The sequence below is a fragment of the Serratia sp. A07 genome, assembly GCF_058725505.1.
Window position 1 is genome coordinate 1 of the sequence record NZ_JBZXDO010000050.1, and the last position, 18,824, is coordinate 18,824.

At 55.7% G+C, this 18,824-nt stretch carries 17 protein-coding genes and 1 pseudogene; 7 read left to right on the plus strand and 11 right to left on the minus strand.

Features of this window, described 5'->3' with window-relative positions; translation table 11 throughout:
* Window positions 1–177 precede the first annotated feature (177 nt).
* Both AC4PR2_RS25585 and AC4PR2_RS25590 read right to left on the minus strand, forming a co-directional pair.
* Complete coding sequence (locus AC4PR2_RS25585; protein ID WP_004932268.1) at window positions 178–1,713, minus strand: SpoVR family protein; 1,536 nt, start codon at window positions 1,711–1,713, stop codon at window positions 178–180.
* Between the two features lie 342 nt (window positions 1,714–2,055).
* Window positions 2,056–3,117 carry an acyltransferase family protein gene (locus tag AC4PR2_RS25590; protein WP_049202493.1) on the minus strand — a complete coding sequence of 354 codons (1,062 nt, stop codon included), beginning with the start codon at window positions 3,115–3,117 and terminating at the stop codon, window positions 2,056–2,058.
* 231 nt (window positions 3,118–3,348) lie between these two features.
* On the opposite strand from AC4PR2_RS25590, the gene zinT reads away from it, so the two are divergent.
* Complete coding sequence (gene zinT, locus AC4PR2_RS25595) at window positions 3,349–3,999, plus strand: metal-binding protein ZinT (RefSeq protein ID WP_492175649.1); 651 nt, start codon at window positions 3,349–3,351, stop codon at window positions 3,997–3,999.
* A gap of 44 nt (window positions 4,000–4,043) precedes the next feature.
* Here the strand turns inward: zinT and AC4PR2_RS25600 are convergent, their stop codons facing one another.
* Entirely contained in the window at window positions 4,044–4,361 is a 318-nt protein-coding gene (locus tag AC4PR2_RS25600) for an antibiotic biosynthesis monooxygenase family protein (RefSeq protein WP_084827699.1), read from the minus strand.
* Between the two features lie 537 nt (window positions 4,362–4,898).
* Between AC4PR2_RS25600 and AC4PR2_RS25605 the strand changes: the two genes are divergently transcribed.
* Complete coding sequence (locus AC4PR2_RS25605) at window positions 4,899–6,203, plus strand: D-amino acid dehydrogenase (protein WP_060423866.1); 1,305 nt, start codon at window positions 4,899–4,901, stop codon at window positions 6,201–6,203.
* Between the two features lie 76 nt (window positions 6,204–6,279).
* Window positions 6,280–7,353: a catabolic alanine racemase DadX gene (gene dadX, locus AC4PR2_RS25610; protein WP_060423863.1), complete on the plus strand. Its 1,074-nt coding sequence runs from the start codon at window positions 6,280–6,282 to the stop codon at window positions 7,351–7,353.
* Between the two features lie 8 nt (window positions 7,354–7,361).
* Here dadX and AC4PR2_RS25615 read toward each other — a convergent pair whose 3' ends face one another.
* From AC4PR2_RS25615 to AC4PR2_RS25625, 3 genes are all read right to left on the minus strand, one after another.
* A complete protein-coding gene (locus AC4PR2_RS25615; protein WP_060423860.1) occupies window positions 7,362–8,555 on the minus strand; it encodes a multidrug effflux MFS transporter in 1,194 nt (397 codons plus the stop codon).
* A gap of 77 nt (window positions 8,556–8,632) precedes the next feature.
* On the minus strand, window positions 8,633–9,193 hold the full coding sequence (locus tag AC4PR2_RS25620) for a 3'-5' exonuclease (RefSeq protein ID WP_100395682.1): 561 nt from the start codon (window positions 9,191–9,193) through the stop codon (window positions 8,633–8,635).
* A 306-nt stretch (window positions 9,194–9,499) separates the two neighbouring features.
* The gene (locus AC4PR2_RS25625) at window positions 9,500–9,982 is read right to left on the minus strand and encodes a hypothetical protein (RefSeq protein WP_060439792.1); all 483 of its coding nucleotides are present in this window, start codon (window positions 9,980–9,982) and stop codon (window positions 9,500–9,502) included.
* A 225-nt stretch (window positions 9,983–10,207) separates the two neighbouring features.
* Between AC4PR2_RS25625 and AC4PR2_RS25630 the strand changes: the two genes are divergently transcribed.
* On the plus strand, window positions 10,208–10,501 hold the full coding sequence (locus tag AC4PR2_RS25630) for a hypothetical protein (protein WP_060423851.1): 294 nt from the start codon (window positions 10,208–10,210) through the stop codon (window positions 10,499–10,501).
* Window positions 10,502–10,776: 275 nt separating this feature from the next.
* Here AC4PR2_RS25630 and AC4PR2_RS25635 read toward each other — a convergent pair whose 3' ends face one another.
* Window positions 10,777–10,953 carry a GhoT/OrtT family toxin gene (locus AC4PR2_RS25635; protein WP_033634815.1) on the minus strand — a complete coding sequence of 59 codons (177 nt, stop codon included), beginning with the start codon at window positions 10,951–10,953 and terminating at the stop codon, window positions 10,777–10,779.
* Window positions 10,954–11,255: 302 nt separating this feature from the next.
* Here AC4PR2_RS25635 and AC4PR2_RS25640 point away from each other — a divergent pair, with 302 nt between their 5' ends.
* The gene (locus AC4PR2_RS25640; protein WP_492175651.1) at window positions 11,256–11,660 is read left to right on the plus strand and encodes a hypothetical protein; all 405 of its coding nucleotides are present in this window, start codon (window positions 11,256–11,258) and stop codon (window positions 11,658–11,660) included.
* A gap of 111 nt (window positions 11,661–11,771) precedes the next feature.
* Window positions 11,772–12,461 carry an alpha/beta hydrolase gene (locus AC4PR2_RS25645; RefSeq protein WP_330112825.1) on the plus strand — a complete coding sequence of 230 codons (690 nt, stop codon included), beginning with the start codon at window positions 11,772–11,774 and terminating at the stop codon, window positions 12,459–12,461.
* 191 nt (window positions 12,462–12,652) lie between these two features.
* Here AC4PR2_RS25645 and AC4PR2_RS25650 read toward each other — a convergent pair whose 3' ends face one another.
* The 3 genes and pseudogenes from AC4PR2_RS25650 to yeaG all read right to left on the minus strand — a co-directional run bounded on the left by AC4PR2_RS25650 (window position 12,653) and on the right by yeaG (window position 16,556).
* Window positions 12,653–12,883 carry a biofilm development regulator YmgB/AriR family protein gene (locus tag AC4PR2_RS25650; protein ID WP_060423848.1) on the minus strand — a complete coding sequence of 77 codons (231 nt, stop codon included), beginning with the start codon at window positions 12,881–12,883 and terminating at the stop codon, window positions 12,653–12,655.
* 338 nt (window positions 12,884–13,221) lie between these two features.
* A complete protein-coding gene (locus AC4PR2_RS25655) occupies window positions 13,222–14,490 on the minus strand; it encodes a YeaH/YhbH family protein (protein ID WP_060423846.1) in 1,269 nt (422 codons plus the stop codon).
* A gap of 131 nt (window positions 14,491–14,621) precedes the next feature.
* Window positions 14,622–16,556, minus strand: a pseudogene (gene yeaG / locus AC4PR2_RS25660) (protein kinase YeaG).
* A 426-nt stretch (window positions 16,557–16,982) separates the two neighbouring features.
* Between yeaG and AC4PR2_RS25665 the strand changes: the two are divergent.
* The gene (locus AC4PR2_RS25665) at window positions 16,983–17,747 is read left to right on the plus strand and encodes a MipA/OmpV family protein (RefSeq protein WP_015378103.1); all 765 of its coding nucleotides are present in this window, start codon (window positions 16,983–16,985) and stop codon (window positions 17,745–17,747) included.
* 94 nt (window positions 17,748–17,841) lie between these two features.
* On the opposite strand, the gene AC4PR2_RS25670 is transcribed toward AC4PR2_RS25665, so the two are convergent.
* Window positions 17,842–18,717: a D-hexose-6-phosphate mutarotase gene (locus tag AC4PR2_RS25670; RefSeq protein WP_060423843.1), complete on the minus strand. Its 876-nt coding sequence runs from the start codon at window positions 18,715–18,717 to the stop codon at window positions 17,842–17,844.
* Between the last annotated feature and the right edge of the window lie 107 nt (window positions 18,718–18,824).

Here is an 18,824-nt window from a genome sequence, read left to right on the forward strand (position 1 = left end):
AAGCGCAGCGAATTCTTTGGGGGAGAATTTAAGAACGGTATCAAGAGCCTGACTCAGCAACATAAAAAAATCCGTAATCTCAGAGAGATTACGGATTCTTACACAGCGACAGGATCGTTCAAGTGATCCTTAACTGATCGGCATTACGCCATTTGGCGCCCTTTGTCGTTGTGGCGGTTACAGCGGCGTTGGCCGCGGCGGGCAACGATCGAGCAACTCCACGCTGCCATCTTCGTTTTGCTGCTCGAGGATCACGTCGAAGCCCCACAGGCGATGCAGGTGTTTCAACACGTCGCGGCGGCTCTTATCCAGCGGTGCGCGTTCCTGCGGGATGTAACGCAACGTCAGCGAGCGGTCGCCGCGCAGGTCCACGTTCCAGATCTGAATGTTCGGCTCATGGTTGCTCAGGTTGTATTGCGCCGACAGCTCCTGGCGGATCGCCCGGTAACCGGCTTCGTTATGGATCGCGGCAATCTCCAGATAGTTGTTGCGATCGTCGTCCAGCACGGTGAACAACCGGAAATCGCGCATCACTTTGGGCGATAGGAACTGGCTGATAAAGCTCTCGTCCTTGAAGTCGCGCATGGCGAAGTGCAAGGTGTCCAGCCAGTCTTTGCCGGCGATGTCCGGGAACCAGTAGCGGTCTTCTTCGGTTGGCGACTGGCAGATGCGCTTGATGTCCTGGAACATGGCGAAGCCCAGCGCATAGGGGTTGATGCCGTTATAGTACGGGCTGTTATACGGCGGCTGATACACCACGTTGGTGTGGCTGTGCAAAAACTCCAGCATAAACCGCTCGGTCACCCGACCCTCGTCGTACAGATGGTTGAGGATGGTGTAGTGCCAGAAAGTGGCCCAGCCCTCGTTCATCACCTGAGTCTGCTTTTGCGGGTAAAAATACTGGCTGACCTTGCGCACGATGCGCAGCACCTCACGCTGCCAGGGTTCCAACAGCGGCGCATTCTTCTCGATGAAATAGAGGATATTTTCCTGCGGCTCGCTCGGATACCGGCGCGCCTGCTCCGGCGACTCTTCGCGTTCGACGCGCGGCAGGGTCTTCCACAGCGTGTTCACCTGGCTTTGCAGATACTCTTCGCGGCTTTTCTGGCGCGCTTTCTCTTCTACCAGGGAGATTTTCTGCGGGCGTTTGTATCTGTCGACGCCGTAGTTCATCAGCGCGTGGCAGGAGTCCAGCAACCGCTCCACTTCATCGACGCCGTAGCGTTCTTCGCACTGGCTGATGTAGTGGCGGGCGAACAGCAGATAATCGACGATGGAGCTGGCGTCGGTCCAGCTGCGGAACAGATAGTTATTCTTGAAGAACGAGTTGTGGCCATAGCAGGCGTGCGCCATCACCAGCGCCTGCATGGTGATGGTGTTCTCTTCCATCAGGTAGGCGATGCAGGGATTGGAGTTGATGACGATTTCATAGGCCAGCCCTTGCTGGCCCTGTTTGTAGCGCTGTTCGGTTTCGATGAACTTCTTGCCGAAGGACCAATGGGTATAGTTGATCGGCATGCCGACGCTCGAATAGGCGTCCATCATCTGCTCGGAGGTGATCACCTCGATCTGATGGGGGTAGGTGTCGAGCCGGTAATGCTTGGCGACGCGGTCGATCTGCTCCAAATACACCTGCAGCAGCTCGAACGTCCAGTCCGGTCCATCGCTCAGACGTTTATCATCCTTAACCTTTTCATGTGTTGAAGTAGTCATCAGCGCACCCTCATTATTCACGGGTCTTGCTCAAACGGCAGGCCCTGTAACAAGCATAGTTCAAGTCATAATTAACCGTTGCAAATCAGTGAAATAAAAATGTCGGTACGCAGGGGAGCGAACGGCAGTCAATCCAGCGCCCGCCGGCGCCGCGTCCGTCCCGGCAGAAGGCGGCGCAGCGCCGCGCTTCCTCTTCGAGTATAACCCTGCGGCTGGGGGGCGCAATAGGTGAAGCCGCGCGGTGCGTTGAATGCCGATGTTTGTGAAAGAGGGGTAGAAACCGCTTCGATAATGAAGCGGTCTGTTTTCAAAAAGGCGGGGGAAAGATGTTGCGCAAAATGGTCATGCGGCTTTCAGGCGATCCCTCAACCGCAGGATTCTCACCTCAAAGAGTTCATAAACCAGCTTGGCGCTGAGCATTGTCATGGCGACAAACAGTGACCACATTGCAAGGCAACCGATAGCAGAATCGGGTTTCGGTAAGTAGTGATTAAGGGCTAATAAAACGGGCAGATTGGTTAGATAGGCGGCGTAAGACCAGCGTGCAATTCTGGAGGTTACCGCTTTCACTGCATTGGGAATATCCGTATTGTAGAACGCGGTTATCAGGCAAGCGAAGCCAATGTTGGCAATATCAAATAAAAAGACTTTCAGGAACCTGCTTTCATCCATGAAAGCATCAGGCTGAGACGCGATGGCTATCGCGATAGGAATAAGTAATAATCCTACCCAGAAGAACCGGTTGATTTTATTTGATACAAACAGCCAGGAAAAAATAACGCCAATCATGAGCGAGTCAAGACGATATAACGATGTTGAGCGAATTTCGTTAAACGTCAGTTGCGTATTCAGCGCTGCGTTCACTCTAAAGAGCAAAGACATCAGTATCATAGCGGCAATGGCCAAGAGAATACTGACTTTTCTATCTTTCGTTATGAATAAAAAAACGGCTATCACTATGGGGAATAAGAAATAAAAAACTTCTTCAACAGCCAGACTCCAGGCCTCACCGAAGAAGGTGGGGTGTGGATGGACTAAGCTCTGCGTGAACGTGGAGAAGGCCAGTATGTTGGGCAGTGCTTCAGGCCTGATATTGTTAATGAAGAATAAATTTAGTAATAAAAAAAGTAGATAGCTGGGATAGGTTCTCATCCAGCGCCGAAACCAAAACGCGGGGATCCAGCCGAGTGGTGTTCTGGCTGCTTTCACCTTCTCGAATATGATTCTGCCGATCAGAAATCCGGATAAGACGAAGAACAGTTCTACCCCTAAGAAGCCACCGAACTTAAAAGTTTGCGCCGCTGGAAATGCTGACAGTAGAAACGTTCTGCCGTGTGAGAGAATGACCATAATGATTGCAGCGGACCTGCATAGGTCAAGCCACGGGTTTAGCGGTTTTTTCATAAAGCTTTCATGTTATCTCGGACAATCACTGGCCGGGATTCTAGCACAACGTCAACAAGAAACCCTCCAGCCTGACAAGTCTCTCGCAGTCAACGCATCCTGTTGTTCCAGGTCACCGTTCGCCTATTGCCATTCAGCAAAGAGACCTGCCGATAAGGGCGCATTGGGATTGAAATTTGTTATGTTATATTGTAACTTTTAATTTTCTCAATGACGGACAAGGAGCATCTTTTGGCGAGGCATTTTGGCAAACTGGCGGTGGCGCTGGCAGCGTTGTTTATCGGTGGGCAGGCGCTTGCCCACGGGCATCATTCACATGGCAAGCCGCTGACGGAAGTGGAAAAAAAGGCGGAAGCGGGCATATTCGACGATAAAGACGTCAAAGATCGCGACCTGGCGGATTGGGAGGGCGTGTGGCAATCCGTGTATCCTTATCTGCTCAATGGGGATCTCGATCCGGTGTTCAAGAAGAAGGCGGAGCAGGATATGAGCAAGACCTTCGAAGAAGTGAAGGCCTATTACCGCAAAGGGTACGCCACCGATGTGGATACCATCGGCATTGAGAACGGCGTCATGGAGTTTCATCGCGGCGACCAATCCAGCGCCTGTCAGTATAAGTACGCCGGGCATAAGATCCTGACGTATGTCTCTGGTAAAAAGGGCGTGCGTTATCTGTTCGAATGCCAGGATGCCGGCAGCCTGGCGCCGAAATTCGTGCAGTTCAGCGATCACATTATCGGCCCGCGCAAATCGGCGCATTTCCATATCTTTATGGGTAATACGTCGCAGGAGGCGTTGCTGAAAGAGATGGACAACTGGCCGACCTATTATCCCTTCCAGCTGCAGACTAAAGAAGTCGTGGACGAGATGCTGCATCATTGATGCCGCTCCCCCGCAACCACAAGCCCGCTTGCGTGGGCTTGTGCTCAGCCAAACGGTCTGATTTGCAGGTAATCGTCCGTCACTGCCATTTCAAATAACGTTTCATCCGCCAATAACGTCGCGCGCATTCGTTCCCGGGCGTGACGATAGCGCTCATCCAACTGAATATCACCGGCGCTTTCCCATGCAGCGCGGCTTGGCCACTGCGCGTAGCCAATAAACTGCCCGCCCATATCACGGTGCAGGCGGGAGCCGAGGCTGCCGCGCTGCAGATAAATGCCTTGGGTTAATTCAAGCCAAGCCTGGCGAAAGGCTTGTTCGTGTCCGGGTTTGACTGAGAACCGGTAGAGGGCGATGAACATAAGGGATTCTCCGGAAGAGCGACAATATGAACTTTAGGAGCTGCTTCTGGCTTTAACGTTCATATCGTGCTGCAGCACTCAACCTAAACGGGCTGAGGTAATCGGTCGTTTTATTCCGGTAGTAAAATAAAGGTTAATTTTTCGCTGAAATTTTACGCGATTTTTCTGCTGCGAGGAGAAACGCCTCTCTTTGTCTGTTGTTTTGGTTTTTTTAATTTTATTGGTTTTTTATTCTGATTATGTGATGAGTGGTATTTTTATATTCTGTTAAATCATTGTTACTTATCACGCCTTTTTTTCTTGCTATCATTGCTAGCATTGCTATCGAATCAGCGGTGCTCTGACGCCGTATCCCCCCTTAAACCGCATCTTATCGCTATTTTCAGGTGGCTATTGCAAATGCAGAACCCATCGACGATAAATTAATTGTGAATATTGTCACGTTTGATGATGAAGTTGTTGGACGGATTTTTTCACTGAGTTAATTTCCTGTGAGCAGAAGATTATGCTTTGTGAAGCCTTGAGCTGGAGTCAGCGATGCGAGTGGTAATTTTAGGTAGTGGAGTGGTGGGCGTAGCCAGTGCCTGGTATTTGGCGAAGGCGGGGCATGAGGTGACGGTGATCGATCGTCAGCCAGGTCCTGCACTGGAAACCAGCGCGGCGAACGCCGGGCAGATTTCACCGGGCTATGCCGCTCCCTGGGCGGCGCCGGGCGTGCCGCTGAAGGCCATCAAGTGGATGTTCCAACGCCATGCGCCGTTGGCGATCCGTCTCGACGGCAGCAGCTTCCAGCTCAACTGGATGTGGCAGATGCTGAAAAACTGCAACACCGAACACTACATGACCAACAAAGGCCGTATGGTGCGCCTGGCAGAATATAGCCGCGACTGTATCAAGGCGCTGCGGCAGGAAACCGGCATCCAGTACGAAGGCCGCCAGGGCGGCACGCTGCAGCTGTTCCGCACCCAACAACAGTTCGAAAACGCAGCGAAAGACATTGCGGTATTGGAAGATGCCGGGGTGCCTTACAAACTGCTGGAGGCCAGCCAGCTCGCCAGCGTTGAGCCGGCGCTGGCCCAGGTGGCGCACAAGCTGACCGGTGGCCTGCAGCTGCCGAACGACGAGACCGGCGATTGCCAGCTGTTTACGCAACAGCTGGCGAAGATGGCAGAGCAGGCGGGCGTGACTTTTCTGTTCAACCGCAGCGTCGATCGTCTGCTGGTGGAGGGCGACAAAATCGCCGGCGTGCAGTGTGGCGAGGAAGTGTTCAAGGCCGATAGCTACGTGGTGGCGTTCGGCTCCTACTCCACGGCGCTGCTGCGCGGCCTGGTGTCGATACCGGTTTACCCGCTGAAGGGCTATTCGTTGACCATTCCTATCACCGACGAAGCGGCGGCGCCGTTCTCTACGGTATTGGATGAGACCTATAAAATCGCCATCACGCGCTTCGACCAGCGTATTCGCGTTGGCGGCATGGCGGAGATCGTCGGTTTCAACACGCAGCTGGAGCAAAAACGGCGCGAAACGCTGGAGATGGTGGTACGCGATCTCTACCCAAACGGCGGCAGAGTGGAGGACGCGACGTTCTGGACCGGCCTGCGGCCGATGACGCCGGACGGCACGCCGATTGTCGGCCGCACTTCGCTGAAGAACCTGTATCTCAATACCGGGCATGGCACGTTGGGCTGGACGATGGCCTGCGGTTCCGGGCAGCTGTTGTCCGATCTGATGTCCGGTATTACGCCGGCGATCCCTTCCGATGATCTGGCGGTGGCGCGTTACAGCGCCGGGTTTCGCCAGCAACACGCGGTTCCGCTGAACGACGTGCATCCCGCACGTTAATCGTCGACGCTGTCATAGACTTTCCCGGCCACGCGCAGGCGCGCGTGGCCGCTGTATGCTGCCCCAAGGAGAACCGATGCCCCGTCCCATAACCGCCACGATGCATCTCGGCGCGATTGAAAATAACCTGCAGGTGGTGCGCCGTTTCGCCCCCGGCGCCAAAGTGTGGGCGGTGGTCAAAGCCAACGCCTATGGCCACGGTATCAAACACGTTTGGCGCAGCATGGCGCAAACCGACGGCTTCGCCATGCTGGATCTGGCCGAAGCGGTGCTGTTGCGCGAATCGGGTTGGCAAGGGCCGATTCTACTGCTGGAAGGTTTCTTCCAGCCGCAGGATCTGGCGTTGCTCGATCGTTATCGCCTGACGACGGCGGTGCACAGCGACTGGCAGCTGGCGGCGATCGCCGACGCCACGCTGAGCGCGCCGCTCAATGTTTATCTGAAAGTGAACAGCGGCATGAATCGGTTGGGGTTTGCACCCGAGCGGCTGCGCGAGGTGTGGCAAAGGGCGCAGGCGGTTGCCAACATCGCCGAACTGACGCTGATGAGCCATTTCGCTACCGCCGACGGCCCGGAAGGCGTAACCCAGCAGATGGCCACTATCGAGACGGCGGCTACCGATATACCGCTGCCGCGCTGCCTGGCCAACTCGGCCGCTACGCTGTGGCACCCTTCGACCCATGGCAGCTGGGTCCGCCCTGGGATCATTCTGTATGGCGCTTCGCCGAGTGGTTGCTGGAATGATGTTGCGGCGACGGGGCTGCAGCCGGCGATGACGCTGAGCAGCGAGATCATCGGCATTCAACAGCTGAAGTCTGGCGATCGCGTGGGGTACGGCGGCCGTTACAGCGCCGCCGGCGCGCAGCGTATCGGCGTGGTGGCCTGCGGCTATGCCGACGGCTATCCGCGCCATGCGCCGACCGGTACGCCGGTATGGGTGGATGGTGTACTGACGCGCACGCTGGGAACGGTATCGATGGACATGCTGGCGGTGGATCTGACGCCCTGTCCGCAAGTCGAACTGGGCGCCGAAGTGGAGCTGTGGGGGAAACGCCTGCCGGTGGACGAGGTGGCCACGGCGGCAGGGACGTTAGGCTATGAGCTGCTGTCGGCCTTAGCGGCGCGGGTGCCGGTCGTCACCGAAGCCTGAGCCGCGGCTCAGGCGACTTTTCTAATCTGCCCTTTAATCTGCTTGCTGAGCCGCCGCGCATGCAGCGCCAGCAGGCAGCCTGCCAGCATCACCAGCGCCAGCGAGAGCTTGGGTTGCAGCGGCAACGCCATCGCCACCAAACCCAGCGCGGCGCCGCCCGCCATCTGCACGAAACCGACCAGCGCGGACGCGACGCCGGCCTCATTGGAATACGGCTCCAGCGCGTAGCTGGTGGCCGGGCCCATCACGAACGCCAACCCGGCGCAGGCGCTGGCGACCGGCAGCATATACGCCAGCCAGTGCGCTTGTGCCGTTGCAGGCAACAGCATGACGCCCAGCAGCAGGCCCAGACAGCCAAGCCCCATCAACATGCCGCCGGTCGCCAGACAAACCGGGCGGCCGACCTTGTGGATGATGCGGTTGGCGAAGAAGCTCACCAGCATGATCCAGAAACCGTTGGCGCCGAACACCAGCGAGAATTGCAGCGGGGTCAGGCCGGCGGTACCCATCAGCACGTTCGGTGCCAGAGAAACGTAGGTCAGCGCCATGCCCATCGCCCCGGAGTTCACCACCGCAAAGGAGAGGAAGCGGCGTTCGCTGAGGATACGCGCGTATTGGCGCACCGGCAGCCCTTTGACCGGCACGGTATCAGCGGGGCGGGTTTCCGGCAAGCGCAGCGCGATGAGCGCCAACACCAGCAGCGCATAGCCGACCAGGAACCAGAAAGGCGCGCGCCAGCCGAAGGCTTCGGCGAGCAGGCCACCGAGCAGCGGCGCCAGCGCTGGGATGATGTTCAGCGTGCCGTTGAGAAAACCGAAAGCGCGGGCGGCGTCGTCGCCATTCAGGCGATCGCGCACGCCGCTGAAGGCGACGACGGCGGTGCAGCAAACAGCCACCCCTTGCAGCAGACGCGAAGCGATGAAAACAGTCGGGTTGGTGGCCAGCGCCGCCATCGCGGCGCCGATCATGTAGAGGATAATGCCGGCCAGCGCCACCGGCTTGCGTCCATAGTTATCGACCAGCGGGCCGGCGATGACCTGGCCGAGGCCGAGCACCAGTATAAACAGCGATATGGTGGATTGGATCAGCGCTTCACTGCTGCCGAGGCCGACGGCAATGGCGGGAATGGTCGGCAGGTAAAGATCGATGCCTAATGGGCCGAGCAGCACCAGGCTGAGAAGCATAAACAGAAACTTTTGCATAACAGGAAAGGCACGTCCGAGTGACAAAGAGGGCTAGAGTAGAGACTCTGGCGGCAAATGAAAAGGGGCAAAGCGGGTCAGCGCTGCGCCCCCTGGCGGTAATAGAGCGCCGAGACGGTGTCGGCCACATAGCGGGCCTGGTGGCGAGCATCATCCAGCGCGCGATGCGGCATGCCCTCGAACGGGCGGGTCTTTTTCGGGTTAAAGCCGTGCAGTTCCGCCAGCGTGATCACCGTGCGTACGTCCTGAGTATCCCAGAATTTCCACGGGCAGGGCATTTCCAGCTGCTGGAAGGCGTGCTCGAGGATCGCGCAGTCGAACTCTTTGCCGTTGCCCCAGACTTTCACCGTATCGGTGCTGTTCATATGGATGAAGCGGCTAAGGCTGCTCAGCACGCGCTTCAGGCTCTCGGTGCCGCCGAAGGCCTGCTTGCGCGCTTCATCGGACTGTTTCGCCCACCAGGCGACCGTATCCAGGCTGATGGTACGGCCCGGTTGGTCTTTCTGGCTGCTGACGGCGGCTTCGAATTCGGCGCCCAGCTCCCCGGTTCGGGGATCGAAAAACACCGCCGCAATCACTAGAATGACGGCGCTGGGTTTTATATCCAGGGTTTCAATATCTAACATCAGATGGTGCATCGGCGTTTCCGGTGGTTGGCGTGGTAGCTTAATGTTACTACAGAACGTGCGCCGATGCGGCCGGTGCGCACATGAAATCCTTTTAAAGCGCCGCGTTCAGGTTATGATGCTTGGGATACTCTTGTCTGGTTGGTCGCTATCGGTGAGAACGCTTATCTTTATTCTGTGCATGGTTGGCTACTTGCTGCTGCTGGGCTACCTTAGCGTGTTTGTCACGGACAAGATCTGTGAGAAGGCGGGCAACTACACCAAAATATGCCGCATCGTAGACATTTCCGAGCCCCATATCCCCAAATAGCGCCGTGTTTACCCCAGATAGTCAGTGGTAATCAACGGGGTCAGGATGGCCGCCAGCGCCGTGAGCGCTCCCCATTGCTGCCAACCCAGCCGCGCCAGCCAGTCATGCCGCTGCGGGGGCGTGGCCAGTTGCCCGACGGCCACGGCGCCGGTAAGCAGCAGCGTCAGAATCAGCAGCACCAGGCCGCGGCTCACCAGCGTGAATTCAACATGCAGCACATTGGCGTAATACAGGCGCATCAGAATAAAATAACTCAGCAAGATCCAGGCGAAAACGACGTTTTTCTTGAGCACCTGCTGCAGCATCAGCGCGAGGAACAGGCTGTGAAACAGCGACAGCAGGGGCGCCTCAAGCGGATGCCGAACGCAGACGTTGTAGACCGCCATGTAAATGTTGAAAACCAGCAGGATATAGATCACGTAAATATACCAGCCGTAGATCACTTTGAGCTTTTTCGGGCTCGGCGGCAGGGCGAGTGCGTCCGGTTTCATTAATGCCTCCTGATGATGCCCGGCAAACGCTGCGGTTGAAGACGGCGCGGCGGCATCGTAATTTAAAATTCACAGGGTATATATCACCCGAGCGCTAAATGACGATTAAACACAGGATCGGCTTTATTTCCGCGCTGGCCTGGAACTCTTTTTCGTGCGCGGGGTCGGCTGGCGTGCGACTATTTGGCGGTTTCTGCACCATGATGAAAGACGCAATATATTGATATGAAAGATTATAAAAACACTTCGGGCACTAAGATTCTGCTGCTGTTCAGCCTGGCGTTTTACTCGCTGTTGCCGCCGCTGTTGACGGCGGCCGTGTTCAACCGTTTCAATCTTAACCCCTTCGCGATCGTCAAATTTTTGCACTTCAACCCGTTTTTGGCCGACCGGGGCATACCCGGTTATCAAACTTTCTTCTACTTGCTGATGCTCTGGTTGGGGATGAATATTTTGCTGTGGCTGCTGGTGTGGGGGACGGGGCGATTGTATCGGTGCTGGCGAGCGCCGCGCGGCTGATATTTTCCCAAAGGGGAAACGTTGCGCAGGGAAATGACTTTACAATCAATAATGAGACGTATTATCATCTTTTTCGCCGGTGAGGGGAAAGGGTTGTCTCCTTCTGTGCCCCCCGAGCCGGCACGACATTGCTCACATTGCTTCCAGTTTTCATGCCAGCCTTGCGCTGGCGTTTTTTTTATCCCACGCCAAAAATCCGCGACGCCGGCGGCCTTTCCTTTTTCATTAGCATGGCTGTTTAAAAAACCAAGCCCGCCGCGAGGTCTGTTGGGGGATTAGAACAGCGAAAACAGCAACACGACCGGCAGGCTCAACGGCCAAGTTAACCCGATGGTCAGTGCGCTGATACAGCGTATTTTGACGGTGTCCCGGCTAACCAGGTAGGTGAAAATCATAGAAACTAACAGACCAATAAAATAACAGTATTGCGTTGCAACCCACAGCGACGACATGAAACCCGATCCCAGTTGTATTTTTACGCGCGAATTCTAGGAGCTTGGCGGGTGATAATCAATGACCAAAGGCCGTTTATTCATACCTTTATCCATAAGAATGCATAATTTATTTCTATAAAGAACGTAGGGTTATTAACGGCTTTCCGGTTATTACAAAAAGAAATCAACAACATAGTTACCGGTAACATTTTGCGTCTGGCAAGCCCTCTGTTTGGGGGGCTACGCCAGGTCAGAAAAAAGTCGACGAGGGACGCAGAAAGGGGATAGGACTGTTATCCGTAAATATTATTGATGTATCTGTGGGCGGAAAGGTTAAGGCGGGATGGCGTCAGGTTTTGCTTTCGTGGGCACTTTGGGGGGCGGTTTTAGCGCATCGTCCCGATGCGCTGCTTGCCAGCCAGGGAGGGGGATTTATTGCCGCCGCAGGTTTAATGAATGTTAAGACCGTAGACGAACAGCCACGAAAACAGCAGCGCCAGCAGGCATGCCATAAAAACGATGGAGATCATTTCCTTCACAACTTCATTCCTTTTCCCGGTGAGCTAAATTTACTTCTCTTTGTTTTTGCGCGAAATTTTAGATCGGTATGGGTAAAAATCCTAGTTTTAATCCCGTTTTTTGCTTTACACGCTGCGTGGATAGGCCATGGCGATGCCGGGAAATCGCGTGCGTTAACCCGTCGGAGCTATTGCCGAACACCGTGAGCCTGACTATATAAAAATGAGGACTGCGTGACGTCGCCGGTAGCAAGGCGCGCCCCTTAAGGGCTGCAGTTTATCTGTCTATAGCGCTTCCCTAAGATGAAGGAGTCGGCAATGAGCACAAAACCCACTATCGTGCTGGTACACGGATTCTGGGGCGGCGCCGCGCACTGGAGTAAGGTCATCCTCGAGTTGTCGCGTAGGGGATATTCGGCGATGCATGCGGTGGAAATGCCGCTGACCTCGTTGGCTGAGGATGCGGAACGCACGCGCAAGATGGTCGCGCAGCAAGCGGGGCCGGTATTGTTGGTGGGGCACTCTTACGGTGGTGCCGTGATCACGGCAATGGGCAACCTGCCTAATGTGGTCGGCCTGGTCTACATCGCCGCCTTTGCGCCGGACGCCGGAGAAAGCCCCGGCGGTATTACGCAAGCGCATCCTCCTGCGGCGGTGGCGAATCTGGCCCCGGACAGCGACGGCTATCTGTGGATCAAAGCCGACAAGTTTCACGAGAGCTTTTGCCAGGATCTGACTGCCGACGAAGCGCTGGTGATGGCGGTGGCGCAGAAGGCTCCGCTGGCCGATACCTTCGGTAACACCATCGGCGAACCGGCATGGAAACATAAACCGTCATGGTATCAGCTCTCCAGCGACGATCGCATGATAGCGCCGGAGAATCAGCGGCACATGGCGCAGCGGCTGCGGGCCAAGAAAGCTATGGTGCTGGATGCCAGTCATGCTTCGCTGGTTTCCCATGCCGCAGAGGTGGCGGGATTGATTGACGAAGCGGCCGGTTATGAATAAAGCCAGGGCAGAAAGGTAATCAAGGTGACAGCCCGCAACAGACTGTCTATTACGTCGGGCTAAAGAGCCGGCGTAATAGGCGCTTATTAAGGATAAGGGTTGATATCGCTATCAAGGGTAATGATGAACATCATCATTAACACCACGAGGGTGGCAATAATGGCGTAGATTTCCGCCTTGCGCATATCGCCTTAACGCCCGTTGACGCCGATCATTTCTATTGCTGCACGATGCAGTCTCTGAAAATAATCATCGGGTTGTTTTTCCACCTCCTGGATAAGGCAGGCGAGCAGATTCTGTTTGGTTATCGGCTTGTTGGCGGTCAGCACCAGCAGCACGCTTTTGCCGAGCAGGCAGCATATTTGCTTATGGTATTCATCAACATCTTGCTTGTTGAGGCCATAGAGAGTGTAGTCGATCATGATGTCTAACCTGCTGACAGGTAAATGCCCGCCGTGGAGGGCTGAGAAGCCATGGAAAAATACAATGAGGCAAATTTCGCTTAGTAAAGGACTTAAGCGATGAGGTAACGATAACTGAATGGGAATATTCCTATCAAGCCGTGCGGGCCAGGAGGCGAATGTTTAGGAATAACCTCAGAAGCGCAAATAATAGGGAGGGCCGTTCTAGGCAATGTGGCTTATTATTGATATTGGGTTTGTTTAAAAATTAAACATAGATATTCTGAATATATAATGGTGAAAAAGAAACAGCCGGAAAATGTCATTCTCCGGCTGTGGTGACGTTCGCGCGGTGCTATTCACACGGTTTGCTTGCGAAACAGTTCGCGGAATACCGGATAAATATCGTCCGGCTCGCGGATATGCTGCATGGCGAAGTTGTCGAATTTCGCCTGCAGATCCTCATATTCGCGCCACAGCGTCTGATGAGCGCGACGAGTGATTTCTATATAGCTGTAATAACGCACCATCGGCAGGAGCTTCTTCGCCAACAGCTCATGACACAGCGGTGAATCGTCGGCCCAGTTGTCACCGTCCGACGCCTGCGCGGCGTAGATATTCCATTGCGCCGGGTCGTAGCGCTCTTCGACGACGTCGTTCATCAGCTTCAGCGCGCTGGAGACGATGGTGCCGCCGGTTTCTTGCGAATAGAAGAACTCCTGTTCGTCCACCTCTTTCGCCTGGGTGTGGTGGCGAATATAGACCACCTCGACGTTTTTGTAGGTACGGCTCAGGAACAGATAAAGCAGAATGTAAAAACGTTTGGCCATATCTTTGGTCGCCTGATCCATCGAGCCGGACACGTCCATCAGGCAGAACATCACCGCCTGGCTGGAGGGTTCCGGCCGGCGCTCATAGTTTTTGTAGCGCAAATCGAAGGTGTCGATGAACGGCACGCTTTCGATTTTCTTGCGCAGTTCGGCAATCTCCTTGCGCAACCGCTCCTCTTCCAGCAACTGCACCGGTTCAGTGTTTTCCAGCTGGTTCAACTCGTCTTCCAGTTCGTGCAACGCGCGCCTTTTCCCGGCGGTCATGGCGGTACGCCGCGCCAGCGAGTTTTGCAGCGATCGCACGACGCTGATGTTGGCCGGCACACCGTTGGCGGTATAGCCTGCGCGGTGGGTTTTGAACTCGGTCAACTGCTTGTACTGGTTCTTTTTCAGGTTGGGCAGGGCAAGATCTTCGAACAAAAGATCGAGATACTCGTCTTTGGAAATCTGGAAGACGAACTCATCCTGGCCTTCACCGTCCTGGCTGGCGTTGCCCTGGCCGCCGCCACCGCCTGATCCGCCCTGAGGCCGCTCAACGCGATCGTTCTGCACGAAGTGGTCGTTGCCCGGATGCACCCGATGGCGCGTGCCGCCGCGCCCCTGATGAAACATCGGTTCGTTGATATCGTCAGTGGGGATGGAGACCGATTCCCCGCTGTCTACGTCGGTGACCGAACGCTTGTTGATGGCTTCGGCAATCGACTGTTTGATTTGCGACTTGTAACGACGCAAGAAGCGCTGGCGGTTCACCATGCTCTTGTTTTTGCCGTTCAGCCGTCGGTCAATGAAATAGGCCATACTTCCCCCAAACGACGTTGCCAACTCTTCATGTCCCGGTCGCTGCAGCGCAATGTGCCGCCCCTCCGTGGGCTGCGCTGCAACGTCCATGACGGTGGACATGGCCCTGATAATGCCGCTTACCTGAGGCGTTATGAGGATTTTCTGACCCGCAGATACCATTCACACAGCAGGCGCACCTGCTTACGGGTATAGCCTTTCTCCATCATACGGTCGACGAAGTCGTCGTGTTTTTTCTGCTCGTCCGTCGAGGTTTTGGCGTTGAACGAAATCACCGGCAACAGCTCTTCGGTATTGGAGAACATATTCTTCTCGATCACGGTGCGCAGCTTCTCGTAGCTGGTCCAGTTCGGGTTACGGCCGTTGTTATTGGCGCTGGCACGCAGCACGAAGTTCACGATTTCGTTACGGAAATCTTTCGGATTGCTGATCCCGGCCGGCTTTTCAATTTTCTCCAGCTCGGCGTTCAGGGACTCACGATCGAACAGCTGACCGGTATCGGGATCGCGATACTCCTGATCCTGAATCCAGAAGTCCGCGTAGGTCACGTAGCGATCGAAAATGTTCTGTCCGTATTCCGAGTAGGATTCCAGATAGGCGGTCTGGATCTCCTTGCCGATAAACTCGGCGTATTTCGGGATCAGGTAGCCTTTCAGGTGCTCCAGGTATTTCTCGGCCAAATCCTGCGGGAACTGTTCGCGTTCGATCTGCTGTTCCAACACATAGAACAGGTGCACCGGGTTAGCCGCCACCTCGGCGTGATCGAAGTTAAACACTCGCGAGAGGATTTTAAAGGCGAAACGGGTGGAGAGGCCGTTCATGCCTTCGTCAACCCCGGCGTAGTCGCGGTACTCCTGATAGGACTTGGCCTTCGGATCGGTATCCTTGAGGCTTTCGCCGTCGTACACGCGCATTTTCGAGTAAATGCTCGAGTTTTCCGGCTCTTTCAGCCGCGACAGCACGCTAAACCGCGCCAGCGTCTCCAGGGTGCCCGGCGCGCAGGGCGCGTGGGTCAGCTCGCTGTGGTCCAGCAATTTGTCGTAAATCTTGATCTCTTCCGACACGCGCAGGCAGTAAGGTACCTTGACGATGTACACGCGGTCGAGGAACGCTTCGTTGTTCTTGTTGTTACGGAAGGTCACCCATTCGGATTCGTTGGAGTGCGCCAGAATAATGCCGTTGAACGGCAGGGCGGAGATGCCCTCGGTGCCGTTGTAGTTACCTTCCTGGGTCGCCGTCAGCAGCGGGTGCAGCACCTTGATCGGTGCTTTGAACATCTCGACGAATTCCATTATCCCCTGGTTGGCGCGGCACAGGGCACCGGAGTACCCGTAGGCGTCCGGATCGTTCTGCGCGTGGTTCTCCAGTTTACGGATATCCACTTTACCGACCAGCGCAGAGATGTCCTGGTTGTTCTCGTCGCCCGGTTCGGTTTTGGCGATGGCGATCTGTTCCAGAATGGAAGGGCGCACTTTCACGACTTTAAACTTGGTGATGTCGCCGCCGAACTCATGCAGGCGCTTGGCCGCCCACGGCGACATGATGGTACCGAGATAGCGACTGGGGATGTTGAACTCTTTTTCCAGGATCGAGGCATCTTCCTGCGGATTGAACAGGCACAGCGGATGATCGTTGACCGGGCTGCGTTCGCCGTTGGCGCTGAGGGTATAGATGGGCACGCGCTGCATCAGCGCCTTCAGGCGTTCTGCCAGCGAGGATTTACCGCCGCCCACCGGGCCGAGCAGGTACAGGATCTGTTTCTTCTCTTCCAGGCCCTGCGCGGCGTGTTTCAGGTAAGAGACGATCTGTTCGATGGCCTCTTCCATGCCGTAGAATTCTTAGAAGGCCGGATAGCGTGCGATCACGCGGTTGGAGAACAGGCGCGACAGGCGTGATTCTAGCGCAGTGTCGACCATCACAGGTTCACCGATAGCCATCAGCAGACGTTCGGCCGCGTTGGCATAGGCACTGCGATCTTGCCGGCAAATGGTAAGAAATTCCTGCAGTGTGAACTCTTCGTCCTTGGCAGCTTCGTAGCGCTGGCGATAGTGGTCAAATATGTTCATGATGCCCGTCCTTTCGTTATTAGCACAGGTTAAAGAGAGCGTGTGATAGTGTTCTGGCTCCCGAAAGATGAGAATACGCCTGAGTACAGCAACCCGTATGCCAACTTGGTGCGCTTATTATCGCGAGTTGCGCTGTATGCCACTGGGCCCAGGATAAATTCACCTTCTGATTTAAGCTTAGTTTGCTTGCCGGAAAATTTCCTGCCGCAGAAAAAGCTTTTTTTAAGTCATATCAATGACTCAGTTATTACCGTGTGAGCCAAATGCCTTGTCTGGCGCGGCCTGCGGGATGAAACGTCACCGTTCCGCCATGATTAATTCATAATTCCGCTATAAGTTATTCGATCTTGGTCGTTTTCTATTGTAAAGATTAGGCGCGTAACTAAATTTTCACATAAACTGTTGCAGCTATTAACCCTGTAATTTATGGAAAAAGAACCAGTGAAGATTTCAAAACTCAAAACGCTAGCAATTATCGCTTCCGCAATGGTTTGTGCGCAAAGTGCTCAGGCGGGAACCTGGTCACTCGGCGCTGCCGCGCTGGTTAGCCCGGACGCGTATCGTGGTTATCAGGACCGCGTTTATCCGGTGCCCGTTATCGACTATGAAGGTGACGACTTCTACTTCCGTACTCTGACTGCCGGTTACTACCTGTGGAAGGATCAAGAAAACCAGCTGAGCATCATGGGTTACTACACGCCATGGGGCTACCGTCCGGGCGACAGCGACGACGATCGCATGAAGCGTCTCGACAAGCGCCGCGGCACGCTGATGGCCGGCCTGGCCTACTCGCACAACGCCGAGTGGGGCACTCTCCGCACCACCTTCACCGGCGACACGCTGAACAACAGCAACGGCCTGGTGGGCGATGTGGCTTACCTGTACAAGTTTGATCTGGACGCGCTGACGCTGGTCCCGGGCGTGGGCGTGATGTGGAACAGCAAGAACCAGAACAAATATTACTATGGCGTCAGCGCCAATGAATCGCGCCGCAGCGGCCTTGACAGCTATACCCCAGGCGATAGCTGGGCGCCGTATCTCGAGCTGAGCGCCAATTACCAGATCAACAAAAGCTGGAATGCCTTCTTCGTCGGCCGCTATGTGAAGTTGTCTGATGAAGTGAAAGACAGTCCGATGGTGGATAAATCCTACACCGGTTTGCTGATGACGGGTGTGAGCTACACCTTCTAATCACGCATTGCACGATCATCGTGCATGGCGTGCATCAAAAAGGGGCGCTGGCGCCCCTTTTGCACATCTGTGGTGCGCTGCCGCGCACGGCTTTTCAGGCTTTCTTACGGCTGCGGAAGGTCACACCCAAACGGGCCGGTTGTTCGCCGGCGGCGACCAGCGGTTTACTGACGCGCCCGGTCTCTACGCAGACCATGGTCTTGTAACCGTCGTTCGGCATATCCCCCATGCTGCAGGAGAGCTCTACGCCCGGGTTCCAGGCGATAACGTCACTCATATGATGGTGGTGAACCTCGATGGTGCGCGCGAGCGCCGGATCGCGGATCTGGCTGAAGGCCTCCGGGCGGGTGTAGACGCGGTCGGTTTGGCCGACGAAGGTCACTTCGCCCGCCTGGCGCGCCTCAGCGCCGCCCGCCACCTTGTCGATATAAGGCTCGCCCAGGCCCGCCACGCTGACCCGATCGATGTCGCCGACCTGGAAGTAGCTGTGCAGCGCCGCCGTAGCCTGATAATCGCCGTGCGATTCCAACTCGATCTCGCACTCCACACCCAGCTTGAAGCGGGCAATCAGCGTGAAGGCGTGCGGCCACAGTTTGCGGGTCTGCTCATTGTCTTTCAGGGTAAAGGTCAGGATGACGCCGTTGTCATCTTCATCGTGCGCCGTCAGGCTCCAGGGCTGATTACGGGCAAAACCGTGGGAGGGTTGGGCTACCGGGCCGAACCACGGCCAGCAGATCGGCACGCCGCCGCGGATGGCCTTGCCTTTGGCGAAGGGGGTATTGCTGCTGAGCCAAATCACCGGCTGCTCACCGCTGGGCTGCCAGGCCAGCAAATGGGCGCCTTGCAGCGCGACGGCCGCGCGCACTTTCGGGTGCGACACCACAACCACGCCCAGCTCATCGAGTTGACGCTGGCTGATGTAAGGCGAAATCTGTTCGGAAACGGGCAGGGTGAAAATTTTCTCGTTCATTTCATTACCTTAATGTTTGCCGGAGAGACAAGTAAAAATCCGCCTTCATAGAAGGCGGCTTTGACTACGCCCCAGAGGGGCGCTCTAAGTTCGGACTCATAGAGCCC